Origin of the sequence: Rhodococcus pyridinivorans (assembly GCF_900105195.1) — a bacterium.
GTDB classification, from domain to species: domain Bacteria; phylum Actinomycetota; class Actinomycetes; order Mycobacteriales; family Mycobacteriaceae; genus Rhodococcus; species Rhodococcus pyridinivorans.
In genome coordinates, this window is the sequence record NZ_FNRX01000002.1 from 4,620,657 (window position 1) to 4,633,885 (window position 13,229).

The 13,229-nt window shown below is 67.3% G+C and carries 14 protein-coding genes and 1 pseudogene; 7 read left to right on the plus strand and 8 right to left on the minus strand.

From position 1 onward, the window contains the following. Positions 1-8 precede the first annotated feature (8 nt). The 8 genes from BLV31_RS21930 to BLV31_RS21965 form a co-directional block, all read right to left on the minus strand. Complete coding sequence (locus BLV31_RS21930) at positions 9-1,268, minus strand: hypothetical protein (RefSeq protein WP_064061896.1); 1,260 nt, start codon at positions 1,266-1,268, stop codon at positions 9-11. Continuing rightward, entirely contained in the window at positions 1,262-1,813 is a 552-nt protein-coding gene (locus BLV31_RS21935; RefSeq protein ID WP_006551754.1) for a Cif family virulence factor, read from the minus strand. Before BLV31_RS21935 ends, BLV31_RS21930 begins: the two co-directional genes overlap by 7 nt. Before the next feature lie 15 nt (positions 1,814-1,828). Further along, positions 1,829-2,023, minus strand: a complete 195-nt coding sequence (locus tag BLV31_RS21940) for a ferredoxin (RefSeq protein WP_006551755.1) — start codon at positions 2,021-2,023, stop codon at positions 1,829-1,831. A gap of 7 nt (positions 2,024-2,030) precedes the next feature. Beyond that, on the minus strand, positions 2,031-3,419 hold the full coding sequence (cyp51, locus tag BLV31_RS21945; protein ID WP_064061895.1) for a lanosterol 14-alpha demethylase: 1,389 nt from the start codon (positions 3,417-3,419) through the stop codon (positions 2,031-2,033). After that, positions 3,416-4,201, minus strand: a complete 786-nt coding sequence (locus BLV31_RS21950; protein WP_064061894.1) for an SDR family oxidoreductase — start codon at positions 4,199-4,201, stop codon at positions 3,416-3,418. The genes cyp51 and BLV31_RS21950 overlap by 4 nt, the downstream gene beginning before the upstream one ends. Next, a complete protein-coding gene (locus BLV31_RS21955; protein ID WP_006551758.1) occupies positions 4,194-5,381 on the minus strand; it encodes a cytochrome P450 in 1,188 nt (395 codons plus the stop codon). Before BLV31_RS21955 ends, BLV31_RS21950 begins: the two co-directional genes overlap by 8 nt. Positions 5,382-5,456: 75 nt before the next feature. Further along, positions 5,457-6,017 (minus strand): TetR/AcrR family transcriptional regulator, encoded by a 561-nt coding sequence (locus BLV31_RS21960; protein WP_016693012.1) that lies wholly within the window; start codon positions 6,015-6,017, stop codon positions 5,457-5,459. Between the two features lie 76 nt (positions 6,018-6,093). Beyond that, entirely contained in the window at positions 6,094-7,320 is a 1,227-nt protein-coding gene (locus BLV31_RS21965) for a cytochrome P450 (protein ID WP_039587648.1), read from the minus strand. A gap of 87 nt (positions 7,321-7,407) precedes the next feature. Here BLV31_RS21965 and BLV31_RS21970 point away from each other — a divergent pair, with 87 nt between their 5' ends. From BLV31_RS21970 to BLV31_RS22000, 7 genes and pseudogenes are all read left to right on the plus strand, one after another. Continuing rightward, a complete protein-coding gene (locus BLV31_RS21970) occupies positions 7,408-8,004 on the plus strand; it encodes a TetR/AcrR family transcriptional regulator (RefSeq protein ID WP_019290002.1) in 597 nt (198 codons plus the stop codon). Between the two features lie 46 nt (positions 8,005-8,050). Then, complete coding sequence (locus tag BLV31_RS21975; RefSeq protein WP_019290003.1) at positions 8,051-8,881, plus strand: oxygenase MpaB family protein; 831 nt, start codon at positions 8,051-8,053, stop codon at positions 8,879-8,881. Between the two features lie 160 nt (positions 8,882-9,041). Beyond that, positions 9,042-10,511 (plus strand): aldehyde dehydrogenase, encoded by a 1,470-nt coding sequence (locus BLV31_RS21980; protein WP_006551763.1) that lies wholly within the window; start codon positions 9,042-9,044, stop codon positions 10,509-10,511. 26 nt (positions 10,512-10,537) lie between these two features. After that, positions 10,538-11,287, plus strand: a complete 750-nt coding sequence (locus BLV31_RS21985; RefSeq protein WP_006551764.1) for an SDR family oxidoreductase — start codon at positions 10,538-10,540, stop codon at positions 11,285-11,287. After that, complete coding sequence (locus tag BLV31_RS21990; protein WP_006551765.1) at positions 11,284-12,183, plus strand: NAD(P)-dependent oxidoreductase; 900 nt, start codon at positions 11,284-11,286, stop codon at positions 12,181-12,183. The genes BLV31_RS21985 and BLV31_RS21990 overlap by 4 nt, the downstream gene beginning before the upstream one ends. Further along, positions 12,180-12,548 carry a carboxymuconolactone decarboxylase family protein gene (locus BLV31_RS21995; RefSeq protein ID WP_006551766.1) on the plus strand — a complete coding sequence of 123 codons (369 nt, stop codon included), beginning with the start codon at positions 12,180-12,182 and terminating at the stop codon, positions 12,546-12,548. Before BLV31_RS21990 ends, BLV31_RS21995 begins: the two co-directional genes overlap by 4 nt. Further along, positions 12,545-13,111 (plus strand): annotated as a pseudogene (locus BLV31_RS22000) (LLM class flavin-dependent oxidoreductase); the annotation flags it as partial. The gene BLV31_RS21995 and the pseudogene BLV31_RS22000, both read left to right, overlap by 4 nt. Positions 13,112-13,229: the final 118 nt, after the last annotated feature.

A 13,229-nucleotide genomic window follows, 5' to 3' on the forward strand; every position in this document is an offset into this window, starting at 1 on the left:
GAGCGTGGTCAGACAACCGTGAGCGGGAGTGGGATTCCCCGATCTTCGAAGACGAAGGACGAACCCGTGCTGAAGCGCGTGATGGCGACCTCGTCGCACTCGTTCGCCGGGGATTCGGCACGGAACACCTCGACGACGAGAGCCTCTTCGGTCGCGGAGACCAGGCGGGTGGTGAAGTGCGGGTCCACACCGCGCACCAGAGCGTCGAGCGGACCGAGGTGTTCGGGGTCGATCAAAGTGGGCCAGGACCCGTCGTCGAAGGCGCCACCTCGCCGGTTGATCCGGAGACCCAGCGCGTCGTCGTCGAAACAGATCACCCGATCGACATACCGGTCCGGTGCCAGCATCGGGTGTACGTCGAGCACCGCGGACAGGCCGGCGAACGAGCGCGGCAATCCCAGCGCGGTACGGATGCGCTCGGACGTGATGCCGGCGATACCCGTGAGCTGCTTGCGGGTCAGCTCGATCGCGGACTGCTCGTCGGTTCGCTTGCGCACACTCATGAGGAAGCCCAGAGCGAGCAGGTGATGCTGCAGGCACACCTCCTCGGCGATGCGTACCAGGGCCGACTTCGAGAACTCGTCGAACCGGAGGTCTGCGAGGAGGGGACCCGAATAGTCGTGTCTCCCTTCGCCGTCGCGGTCGATCGGGCTCAGCTCGAGTGCCACGGCCGCGGACCGGCCGAGCGCTTCGGTGTGAGGTGCGACAGCCGGTGGTTCGTACGAGGGGTCGATGGTGACCGTCCACGCGCAGTGCGGGTGCCGATCGGCCGGCGAGCGGGGCGGCCGATGGATCGGCCGCACCCGGGCGTGCGGATTGGTGGCGAGCGCGGTGGCGTCGAAGGTCGGGTCCTCGATGTCGTGGCACATCGCGGTCACGTAGGCGTCGCCGAGGGGCTCGACGTCCATCAGCGCCCCGCAATGGTCGAGCGAGAACTCGCCGTGGTCGCGGTCGTCGACGCGATAGCGGAAGTCCATGAACTGCGGGGGCGCCCCGATATCGAGTTGCATGCCCTTGAAGATGGTGACGACGTCGTCGCCCTCGAACTTCAGGGCACGCTGCATGCGGCGCGTGTACCACGGCGACGACGCCTGCCATTCCTCGATGGCCACCTCCGCCATGCCCTCCCGACCGAACGCCGAGATCAGATGCGCCATCCCCGAACGGTCGATGAGCTGACCGCACAGCAACAGTTCGGGGACGAGCGCGGCGAGGTCGGTGCGGGAGAGCGCGGCGAACGATCCGCCGGTGTCCACGCCGGTCACCACAACGGAACCGGCGACTCGCCGACCCGGTACCAGCCGGGAAGACGCTTCTTCCCCGTCGATCGCTCGATCCGCTTCTGCATGCCGTCGGACAGCGCATCCGCCGTGATCATCTCGAGGAACAGGTGCGAGACGTTGCCGAAGTCGAAGAAGTCGCGCTGCCACGACCACTGGAAGTTGCCGCCGTACCGGAACCAGCTCCCGCCGATGCCGTGCACGGAGTAGTGCTCGCCGTTCTCGCGGGTCGCGTCGGCGATCTGCTTCCAGAACCCGATCACGTCGCCGGAGCGTTCGTCGACGACGAACTGCTGGTAGGGATACTGCCAGCCTTCGAGCCCGTCCATCTCCTGGCCCAATGCGAGGTCGCGGATCTCCTCGCGGCCCACGGCCATGAACTCGTCCTTCGGACCGTAGTTCCAGCCGTAGGTGGCGTCCTCGGTGTACAGGTCGGCCAAAGGCTTCCAGTCGCCTTCGGCCTCGGCGCGTTTGTTGGCGTCGACCCAGCGGGTGATCATCTCGTCGAGCTCGGCACGATCGAACGTGGCCATCCTGTCTCCTGGTCCTCAGTCTTCGACGATGCGAAGGGCTTGGGTGGGGCAGTACTTCACAGCTGCTCGTACGTCGGCGTGCATCTCCTCCGGCACGGGGTCGAGGAGGATCTCCACCTCACCCCGTTTGGCGACCGTGAAGGCGTCCGGGGCTTCCATCGAGCACATCGCGTGTCCTTGACACAGATCGAGATCTGCTTCGATCCTCATCCGAACCTCACTCCTGCGTTGCCGTGCCGGTGCCGGACGCCGCGCGGGTGCGACGCCGGTACCGCACAGCACACGGCTGTTCGAGCTGGACCACCATCTTCGAGTGATCGCTGCGGTAGGTCTCGGGCGGCTGGGACAGTTCGAACTCGAAGTCGCGCAGCAGAACCGAGAATATCGCCTTCAGCTGCATGAGCGCGAACGCCGCTCCCACACAGCGGTGCCGGCCCGCCCCGAACGGGATCCAGGTCCACCGGTTGACGATGTCCGCCTGGTTGGGGTCGATGTAGCGGCCGGGATCGAAGGCGTCGGGATCCGGGAAGTCCTCCGGGATCCGGTTGGAGATCGCCGGTGTCGCACCCACGAGATCGCCCTCCGAGATCCGGTATCCGGCGACCTCGAAGTCGTCGCGCGCGACCCGAAGAAGCAGGATCAGCGGCGGGTGCAGGCGCAGCGTCTCCTTGAGCACCGCCTCGAGTACCGGGATCTGCCGCAGTGCATGGAAGCTCACGCTCTCGCCGTCGGAGTACAGGACGTCGAGTTCTGCCGTGACCTGCTGCATGCACTCGGGGTTGCGCAGCAGTTCGATGAGCGCCCAGGCCGCCGTGCCGGAGGTGGTGTGGTGGCCGGCGAACATCATCGAGATGAAGATGCCGGTGATCTCGTCGGCACTGAACCGCTCCTTGCCGTCCTCGTCCTTGATCGAGACGAGGACGTCGAGCATGTCGCGGTCCTCCTTGCCCTGCGGCGGGTTCGCGATGCGTCCGTCCATGATCTCCTGCACGAGCTCCACAAGCCCGCGGCGGGCCTCGTCGCGTCGCCGAAAACTCTCGATCGGCGCGTAGGGATCGACGAAGGCCAATGCGTCGGTGCCCTTCTCGAGGTCGTGGTAGAGGTGGGCGAACCGTCCGTCGAGCTGGTCGCGGAACTTCTTGCCGATCAGGCAGGCCGACGACGTGTAGATGGTCAGCTCGGCGAAGAATTCGAGCAGGTCGATCTCGCCTTCGTCGCCCCACCGGGCGACCATGTCCTGCACTTCGCGGTCGATGGTCGCCGCGTGACCGCGCATCTGTTCGCCGCGCAGCGCCGAATTGTGCAGCATCTCCTTGCGGCGTTCGGGGCTGGCGTCGAAGACGACACCCTCACCGAAGACCGGCTTCATGAACGGATAGGCGGCCTGCTGATCGAGATCCTCGTCCGCGGCACGGAAGAAGAACTCGTTGGCCTCCGCACCGGAGAGGAGTACGACCTTCTTGTCGGCGAGCTGGAAGACCCCGACGTCGCCGCACTCCTCGCGCACCCGGCGCATGAGCGCAATGGGATCGGTGCGCAGTTCCTCGAGGTGGCCGTGTTCGTGTTCGCCGCCGGACACACGCCGGGGCTCGACGAGTGTGGTCATGGATTGTCCTTCCGCAGGGGCGCTTCGGGTTGAACCTCGATGAGCACGATGTGGGCGCCGCGGGGGGCCGAGACGACCGAGAGCGCGGCCGCGGCGATGTCGGATGCGCGAAGGAAGTAGGGGTGTCGGGCGAAACCCCATGTGCCCCAGTCTTCGAGCATCGGTTCGAGCACCTCCGCCGGCGCGGTCATGCCGGCACCGGTCTGCGTCGGTCCGGGGCGCACGACCGACGCGCGGACAGCCGTACCCTCGAGTTCCATCCGCATCTCGCGGACGAGCGCTTCGAGGCCGGTCTTGGCGGCGTTGTAGGCACCCATCCAGGGCCGGGGAAGCACGGCACAGTCGGATCCGATCACGACGAAGTCGCCGCGCTTGCGTTCGATCATGCCGGGGAGCACGCGATGGGCCAGGCGTTGGGTGCCCATCAGGTGCACGTTGACCTGGAAGGCGAACCGGTCGGGGTCCATCTCGTGGGGCAGCGCGAAATCCATGTCGCCCGCTCCCGAGACGACGATCTCCGCGGCGCCGAGAGCCTCTTCCGCTGCGGTGACGAACTCGTCGACGGATTCGGTGGACGACACGTCGAGGAAGTGGGCGAAGGCCTCGCCGCCCTCACCGCGGATCTTCTCCGCGATCGCCGCGCACTCCTCCACGCGGCGCGCCCCGAGCGCGACGGGGTGCCCGGCCTCGGCGAGCGCGTAGGCGGTGGCGGTACCGATTCCGGAGGAGGCTCCGGCGACCAGCGCGGGACGGCGTTCGGGATGGGGTTCGAATCTAGGCATGTCGTTCGGTGACCTCTACAGGAAGGGCCGCGAAGCCTCGGACATTGGTGGAATGGACACGTTCGCAGCGGTCCTCGTCGATCTCGTAGTCGGCGACGCGCCGGGCGAACTGTTCGAGCGCGATGTTCGCCTCGAGGCGGGCCAGATGTGCACCGAGGCAGAAATGCACTCCCCCACCGAAACTGGCGATCTTCTGGGAGCTGTCGCGTCCGATGCGGAAGTCGTCGGCGGTGTCGAATACGTCGGAATCGCGGTTGGCGGATCCGATGAGCAGCAGCACCTTGTCGCCGGACCGGATGGTGGCGTCGTGCAGTTCGATATCGGCGACGGCGGTGCGGGCGACGATCTGGCTCGAGGTGTCGTAGCGGAGGGTCTCCTCCACCCACTGCGGTGCGCGAGCCGGATCGCGGAGGACCTGCGCCACCTCGGATTTGTTGTGCGCGCCCCAGTAGAGGGCGTTACCGAGGAGTTTCGTGGTGGTCTCGTTGCCCGCGACCACCATGAGGAACATGAACCCGATGATCTCGTCGTCGGTGAGCCGGTCGCCGTCGATCTCGGCTGCCAGCAACGCCGACGTGAGGTCGGAGGTCTCCTTCTTCCGGCGTTCGGCGAGCATGTCGGCGTAGTAGCCGACGAGGTGCAGCGATGCCTCCATCGCGGCGACCGGCACGTCGAGCACGCCCTCCTCGCGGTGGACGACGAGGTCGGCGAGACGGCGGATCTCGCTGCGGTCGGATTCGGGCACGCCCATGAGTTCGGAGATCACGTCCATGGGCAGCTTGCCTGCGAACTCCGAGATCCAGTCGAATTCCCCTGCTTCTGCAGCGGGTTCGAGATAGCGCAGGGTCAGTTCGAGGATGCGTTCCTCGAGGTCGGCGACGCGCCGCGGAGTGAATCCCTTGGAGACGAGCCGGCGCATGCGCATATGGCGCGGGTCGTCCATCGCGAGGAAGGACATCACCTTGTGGGCGTTGGGCCCGTAGGCGGACGGATCGAGCGAGACACCGTTCGCACTCGAGAGTCGCGTGTTGTCGCGGAAGGCCGCGACGACGTCGGCGTGACGGGACAGGGCCCAGAACTCGAGGTCGGGGTTGTGGTAGACCGGCGCCTCTTCACGGAGGCGGCGGTAGGTGGGATACGGATCTTCGTGGAAGGCGTAGTCGTACGGGTTGAAGATCACGGGGCCGAGCGTCGGTGGATCGGGCGAAGCGGGCCCTGCGTGCGACGCGGAGCCCGGGGATGCCTGGATCATGGCTCACTCCAATAGAAGTCGGGCGGATGTCTCCAGCCTGTCGGCGAGTTTCTCGTAGGTGCCGTAGCCCATGCCGGCCCGGACCAGCGCGCCGGCGTAGAGCAGTTCGAGTGCTTCGAGTTCGTCGGGATCGGAGTCGGCGCCGAGCGCTGCCGAGATCCGGTGACGGATGTCGAGTCCGATGCGCGCACGCAGGTGTTCGACATCGGGGTCGTGACCGAGCAGTGCACTGGTGACGGCGGCGGCGAGTTCGGGTTCGTCGGCCAGCAACAGCGCGATTCCCCGCAGCACCGCGACCACCCGATCGGCACGGCTCGTGCTCTCGGCGTCGGCCGTGGGAGCGTTGGCCAAGCGACGCCAGAACACCTCGGCGACGAGGTGTTCCTTCGACGAGAAGTAGGTGTAGGCAGTGGCCGGGGCGACACCGGCGCGGGCGGCGACCATACGCACCGTCAACCCCGTGAATCCCTCCTCGCGGAGCACCTCGACCGCGGCCTGCGTGAGCCTCGCAACCGTGTCGGCCTGCTTCTCGGTCAGGCGGCGACGGGTCGATTCGAGATTCACGTTTCTGGACACGTGTCTGGACATTACTACGGTTGGAGGGGGTCGGCAATGCCCGCAGCGCGTTCATTCGGCGAATTCAGCGCTCTCGGGGGTGGATACGGACGGGCATGGACTTGATGCCGTTGATGAAATTCGATCGCAACCGCCGCGGTTCACCCGCCGGCTCGACCCGGTCGATCCGGGCGGCGAGGGTCTCGAACATGATCCGCAGTTCGAGTCGCGCCAGATGTGCCCCGAGGCAGAAGTGCACACCCGTCCCACCGAAGGCGACGTGCGGATTGTGCTCGCGCCCGATGTCGAAGACGTGCGCGTCGTCGAAGACCTCCTCGTCGCGGTTCGCGCTCGGGTAGTAGACGATCACCTTGTCGCCCCGTTCGACCTGCTGGTCGCCGATCGCGGCCGGACAGGTGGGCGTGCGGCGGAAGCCGACCACGGGCGTGACCCAGCGCAGGATCTCCTCCACGGCGCTGTCGATCAGACCGGGATCGTCCTGCAGCCGGCGCCATTGTTCGGGATGATCGACGAAGGCCTGCATCCCGCCCGAGATCGCGTTGCGCGTCGTCTCGTTGCCCGCGATGACGAGCAGGACGAAGAACATGTCGAACTCCATCTCGGAGAGCGTGTCGCCGTTCTCGTCGGGACACCCCAGCTTCGAGACGATGTCGTCGCGCGGTTCGATGCGTCGTTGCGCGGCAATCTCGTTGGCGTACAGGAAGATCTCGGCGGCGGCGAGCTCGCCGTCCTCCTGGGTGGTGCCGTATTCGGGGTCGTCCCAGCCGATCATGCGGTTCGACCAGTCGTAGAGCTTGCTGACGTCCTCGGCCGGTGCGCCGAGCAGCGCTGCGATCACCTCCAGCGGCAGTGGAGCCGAGATCGCCGGGACGAAGTCGATCACCGTGCCGTCGCGTGCGGCCTCGATCGCGGCGTCGACGGTGCGTTCGCACGTCCGCCGGATACGCTCCTCGAGCGTCTTCACCATGCGCGGGGTGAAGCCACGGCTCACGAGTTGCCGAAGGCGGGTGTGCTCCGGCGGATCGAGGTTGAGCAGCATGGACGCCTGTTTCAGGCGCGTCTCCTCGTCGAAATCGTCGATCTGGGTGGTCCCGAGGGCCGAGGAGAAAGTCGTGCTGTCGCGGGAGACCGCGATGACGTCGGCGTGCCGGGTGACGGCCCAGAAGCCTGCGCCGCCCTCCTCGGGTTGGCGGTGGACCGGACAGGTGCGCCGGAGTTCGGAGAAGTAGCCGTGCGGGACCCCCTGGGCGAAGACGTCGGGGTTCTTGAGATCTGTGGGTGAAGTCGTCATGAAGCCGCTCTCGTGGGATTGTACGAATGGTATTCGTTTACAAACTACTCACCTTCGTTTGGAATGGAAGCCCCTTAGACTGCTTTCATGGCAGACGACAACTCCCGACCCGTGCGTCGGCGGACACTGACCCGCGACAAGGTCGTCGCAGCCGCGCTCGGGATCGTCGACGAGCTGGGATGGGAACAGCTCACGATGAGCACCCTCTCGTCGCGCTTGGGAATCGTCACGGCCTCGCTGTACAACCACGTCCGCAATCTCGACGATGTGCGGGCGACCGTGCAGATCCGCGCGATGAGCGATCTCGGAGCGCATCTGCGGGAGGTCGCGATGGGCCGCAGCGGCGTCGACGGGTTGCGCGCGCTGATCGACGCCCACCACATCTGGGCCGTCGAACATCCCCGCCGCTACGAAGCATTGACCACTGCACCGGTCGATCGCGACGGTCTGCTCGCCGCCGCACTGGACGCCAACGTCGCTCTGCGAACGATGCTCGCATCCTGCGGCGTTCCGGAGGAGGAGACGCTCGAGGCCGCGGTCGGCATGTTCGCCGCCCTGCACGGTTTCGCGGTTCTCCAGAGCAGCGGCTTCCTGGGCGACGAGCTCGATCTCGACCGCATCTACGAAGCGGTCGTGCGCGGAGTTCTGGCCGGCGCCTCCCTCGACCCCACGAAGACACGCTAGAGTGGCACGCATCAACTGAACACGTCCGTCTTCAGATGGAGGGGTCATGCGGACGATCGACACTCTCGGCGATCTCGTCTCACCGCTCGGTGGCACGATCAACGCCGCCAACGTCATCATGCAGCTCGCCCATCCCGGCGTCGGCCAGGGCGTCGTCGACAGCACGGTCGATACTGGCCGCGCCGATCTCCATCCGGTCAAGCGGGCCCGCACGACCGGCACCTATCTGGCGGTCGCGGTGTTCGGTAACGACGCCGACCGCGATTTCGTCCGCGAGTCGGTGCGGAAGATCCACGCGCGGGTCACGTCGCCACCCGGCGCGGAGGTCCGCTACAGCGCCAACTCCCCCGCCCTGCAGTTGTGGGTCGCGGTCTGCCTGCTCGAGTACTTCATCGACCAGCACGAATTCCTGTACGGCCCGCTCACCGAGGAGCAGTACGCCCGCATCCTTCGCGACGGCGCAACCCTCGCGACGACACTGAACGTCCGACCGGAGTCGTGGCCCACGACCCGCGAGGAGTACGAGGAACTGTGGAAGGCCGGCGTCACCGACATCTCCATGAACGAGCAGGTGCGCGAGTACCTCACCGAACTCTGCAATCTCGCGTTCCTCGAGGTGCGTCTCGGACGACTGGGCCGCGGGATCCACCGGGTGCTCGGCAGGTCGTTCGAACTGATCACGCGCGGTGCGCTGCCGCCGGAGTTCCGCGACCTCATGCACTACCCGTGGACCGCCGACGACCAGCGGCGTTTCGACCGCTATCTCGTGGCGGTCCGGCGCCTGCACCGCGTCACGCCGTGGGTGTGGCCGTTGCTGTGGAAGGCATATCTGCTCGATCTGCGCACGCGGCGACACCTCGGACTGCGCGTGTTCTGACCGGAGACCACCGGACCCTCGTCGAGACCGGTGTTGTGTGCGAGATTCGTCGAATTCCTCGCACACGACACCGGTTTCGTCCGTTTCGGACGAACCGTTGCATTCGATCGCGTCGCCGAACTATAGTCCAGACACCTGTCCAGAACCGAGGGAACGTCTGATGACACTTCGCCCTACCGACAGCTCCACCCTTCTGATCGACGGCAAGCTCGTACCCGGCAGCGGAGGCACCTTCGCGATCACCGATCCGAGCACCGAAGAACTGCTCGGCCACGCGGCCGAGGGCACCGCCACCGACATGGACGCCGCGATCGCGGCCGCGCGTCGCGCCTTCGACGACACCGACTGGTCACGCGACCACGCCTTCCGGGCCCGCTGCCTCCGTCAGTTGCGCGACGCTCTGCGCGAGCACATCGAGGAACTGCGGGAGATCACCATCGCCGAGGTCGGCGCTCCCCGATTCCTCACGAGCGCCGCGCATCTCGAAGGCCCCATCGACGATCTGCTCTACTTCGCCGACCTCGCCGAAAGTTACGCGTGGACGCAGGATCTCGGCAACGCCTCCCCCATGGGTATCCCCACCCACCGCTATCTGCTCAAGGAGGCGGTCGGGGTCGTCGGCGCGATCACGCCGTGGAACTTCCCGCACCAGATCAACTTCGCCAAGCTCGGGCCCGCTCTCGCCGCCGGGAACACCGTGGTGCTCAAGCCCGCCCCGGACACCCCGTGGTGTGCGGCCCTGGTCGGGCGGATCGCGGCCGAGGAGACCGACATCCCGCCGGGAGTGCTGAACATCGTCACCTCGAGCGACCACAGGCTCGGCGCACAGCTGAGCGAGGATCCGCGCGTCGACCTGATCTCGTTCACCGGTTCCACCGCGACCGGCCGGGCCGTGATGCGCGCGGCCTCAGAGAACCTCAAGAAGGTCTTCCTCGAACTCGGCGGCAAGTCGGCGTTCATCGTCCTCGACGACGCCGACCTGCGCGGCGCCTGCTCGATGGCGGCCTTCACCGTGTGCACGCATGCCGGCCAGGGCTGCGCGATCACCACGCGTCTGCTCGTTCCCCGCGAACGGTACGACGAAGCGGTGGCCCTGACCGCGAAGTCCATGAGCGGCATCCGGCCCGGCGACCCGCGCGATCCCGGCACGGTGTGCGGGCCGCTCATCTCCGAGAAGCAGCGACAGCGGGTGGAGGGCTTCATCCGCCTCGCCGTCGAGGAAGGCGGCACGATCGTCACCGGCGGCGGACGTCCCGCCGAACACGAGCGGGGATTCTTCGTCGAACCCACCCTCATCGCCGGCCTCGACAACTCCGCGCGTACAGCGCGGGAGGAGATCTTCGGCCCGGTGCTCGTGATCATCCCTCACGACGGCGACGACGACGCGATCCGCATCGCCAACGACTCCCCCTACGGCCTCTCGGGTTCGGTGTACGGCACCGATCCGGACCGCATCGCGCGGATCGTCGCAGGTGTACGGACCGGCACGCTCGGCGTCAACGGCGGCATCTGGTACGCCGCCGACGCCCCGTTCGGGGGCTACAAGCAGTCCGGGATCGGCCGCGAGATGGGTGTGGCCGGTTTCGAGGAATACCTGGAGACCAAGCTCGTCGCCGAACCCGCGAGCTGACCCGAACTTCCGAAAGGACTTTTCCGATGGCACGTTTCACCGGTCGCACCGCGATCGTCACCGGCGCCGCCCAGGGGATCGGCGAGGCGTACGCGCGTGCGCTCGCCGCCGAGGGCGCGAACGTGGTGGTCGCCGATATCGATGCCGAACTCGGCGAGCAGGTTGCCAAACAGATCGTCGCCGACGGCGGCATCGCGAGCTTCACGTCGGTCGATGTCTCCGACCCCGCCTCCGCCGAGGCACTCGCCGTGTCGACCGTCGAGACCTACGGCGGCATCGACCACGTGGTCAACAATGCCGCCATCTACGGCGGCATGAAACTCGATCTGCTGCTGACGGTTCCGTGGGACTACTACAAGAAGTTCATGAGCGTGAACCTCGACGGCGCCCTCAACGTCACCCGCGCAGTGTGGCCGCACATGACCAAGAACGGCGGGTCGATCGTCAACCAGTCGTCGACGGCGGCCTGGCTGTACTCGGGTTTCTACGGGCTCGCGAAGGTCGGGATCAACGGTCTCACACAGCAACTCGCCGTCGAGCTCGGCGGGTCGAACATCCGCATCAACGCGATCGCCCCCGGCCCCATCGACACCGAGGCGACCCGCACCACCACCCCCGCGAACATGGTCGCCGACATGGTGAAGCAGTTGCCGCTCAAGCGCATGGGCACTCCCGACGATCTCGTCGGCATGTGCCTGTTCCTGCTCTCCGACGAGGCCGCCTGGGTCACAGGGCAGATCTTCAACGTCGACGGCGGGCAGGTGATCCGCTCGTGACCGGCTCCACGATCGGCCGGGTCGGTTACATCGGGCTGGGCAACATGGGGGCACCGATGGCCGAGCGGCTGTTCACCCGACCCGGAGGCCTCACCGTGCTCGACGTGGTGCCCGAGGCGATGAGCCCGTTCACCGACAAGGGTGCCGCCGCGGCGTCGAACCCGGCGGAGCTGGCCGCCGACTGCGACCTCGTGTGCGTGACGGTCCTCGACGACGCCCAGGTCCGCGACGTCGTCACCGGTCCGGACGGACTTCTCGCGACGGCCCGGCCCGGCACGGTCGTCGCGGTGCACTCGACGATCTCCGACACCACCGCCGTCGAACTCGCCGCGAAGTGCGCCGAGAAGGGAGTCGACTTCGTCGATGCACCGGTCAGCGGCGGCGCCGGCGGTGCGAAGAACGGCACTCTCGCAGTGATGGTCGGCGCGACCGACGACGGCTTCGCCAAGATCGAAGAACCGTTCGGCACCTTCGCGTCGCTGGTCGTGCACGCCGGTCCCGTCGGCGCGGGAACCCGGATGAAGCTCGCCCGCAACCTGCTCCACTTCATCGCGTTCACCGCGGCGACGGAGGCACAGCGACTCGCCGAGGCCGCGGGCATCGACCTCACCGAGCTCGGCAGGGTCGTCCGGCACACCGACGCGATCACCGGGGGCGCCGGTTCGATCATGTGGCGCGACACCACATCTCCCCTCGCAGAGGACGACTCCTGGTTCCCGATCGTCTCGCGCGTGCGCGCCCTGGGTGAGAAGGATCTCGCGCTCGCACTCGATCTCGGCGATCGCCTCGGAATCGCCCTGCCGCTCGGAGCCCGGGCGCTGTCCGACCTCGGCCCCGGCCTCGGAGTCGGCACGGGCGAGATCGCACGGACCCGTTCCCGGAAGGAGCACGCATGACCGACGAGACCCGCCGCCGCGGCCTGGAGATGATGTCCAAGGTCTACGGCTGGGAAATGCAGGACGGTCCCGGTGAGCACTTCGCCGTCACCGCCGACCACCTGTTCGCGAACATCTGGACCCGGCCCGGGCTGACCATTCGTGATCGGCGACTGCTGCTGCTCGGGGCACTCACCGCACAGGGGGCCCCCGACATCGCCGAAATCCAGATCGAAGCGGCGCTGAAGAACGAGGAGCTCGACGAGCAGCAGCTCCGCGAGATCGCCCTGTTCCTGTGCCACTACGTGGGCTGGCCGCTGGGCTCGAAGCTCGACAACGCAGTGGGCAGCGTGCTGCAGCGACGGAAGGCGGCGGCCCGCTCGTGAGCATCCCCGGCGGATCCGTACCGGAGCCGGACTGTCCGGAACTCGGATTCTACGGCCTCGCCGGGCACGCCGACGACCCGAGGGCGCTGCTCGACGAGATCGTCGTCGCCGAACGCATCGGTCTCGGCTCGGCCTTCCTGTCGGAACGGTTCGACACCAAGGACGCAGCAGCGCTGGCCGGTGCGGCCGCCGCGACGAGCCGCACGCTCGGGATCGGCACCGCGGCGACCAATCCGCACACCCGCCATCCCCTCGTCACAGCGACGATGGCGACCACACTGCACCGGTTGAGCCGCGGCCGCTACGCCCTCGGGCTCGGCCGCGGCTTCGACGTGCTGTTCGCTCTCATGGGTCTGCCTCGCGAGACGTCGGCGCGGCTCGAGGACACCGTCGATCTGCTCCGGACGCTGTGGCGCGGTGACGCGGTCGTCGACCGGCACGGCCCAGCCGGCGACTTCCCGTATCTGCGACGCACCGCCGAGGACGTCGACCGCATCCCGATCCTCATGGTCGCGCTCGGCGAGCGCACGCTCGACCTGGCGGGACGCGTGGCCGACGCCGTCGTCCTGCACACAGTCTTCACCGGACCAGCGACCCAACCAAGGCCGCTGCGCGCCCAACCCCCGATTTTCTGCTCGATGTACGTCCTTCCGGGCCATATGGCAGGTAATCGACACCACG

What these genes read in the sequence shown, in the direction of transcription:
- BLV31_RS21935 (WP_006551754.1), bottom strand. Translation starts at nt 1,813, where the DNA reads ATGGCCACGTTCGATCGTGCCGAGCTCGACGAGATGATCACCCGCTGG.
- BLV31_RS21940 (WP_006551755.1), bottom strand. Translation starts at nt 2,023, where the DNA reads ATGAGGATCGAAGCAGATCTCGATCTGTGTCAAGGACACGCGATGTGC.
- cyp51 (WP_064061895.1), bottom strand. Translation starts at nt 3,419, where the DNA reads ATGACCACACTCGTCGAGCCCCGGCGTGTGTCCGGCGGCGAACACGAA.
- BLV31_RS21950 (WP_064061894.1), bottom strand. Translation starts at nt 4,201, where the DNA reads ATGCCTAGATTCGAACCCCATCCCGAACGCCGTCCCGCGCTGGTCGCC.
- BLV31_RS21965 (WP_039587648.1), bottom strand. Translation starts at nt 7,320, where the DNA reads ATGACGACTTCACCCACAGATCTCAAGAACCCCGACGTCTTCGCCCAG.
- BLV31_RS21970 (WP_019290002.1), top strand. Translation starts at nt 7,408, where the DNA reads ATGGCAGACGACAACTCCCGACCCGTGCGTCGGCGGACACTGACCCGC.
- BLV31_RS21975 (WP_019290003.1), top strand. Translation starts at nt 8,051, where the DNA reads ATGCGGACGATCGACACTCTCGGCGATCTCGTCTCACCGCTCGGTGGC.
- BLV31_RS21980 (WP_006551763.1), top strand. Translation starts at nt 9,042, where the DNA reads ATGACACTTCGCCCTACCGACAGCTCCACCCTTCTGATCGACGGCAAG.
- BLV31_RS21985 (WP_006551764.1), top strand. Translation starts at nt 10,538, where the DNA reads ATGGCACGTTTCACCGGTCGCACCGCGATCGTCACCGGCGCCGCCCAG.
- BLV31_RS21995 (WP_006551766.1), top strand. Translation starts at nt 12,180, where the DNA reads ATGACCGACGAGACCCGCCGCCGCGGCCTGGAGATGATGTCCAAGGTC.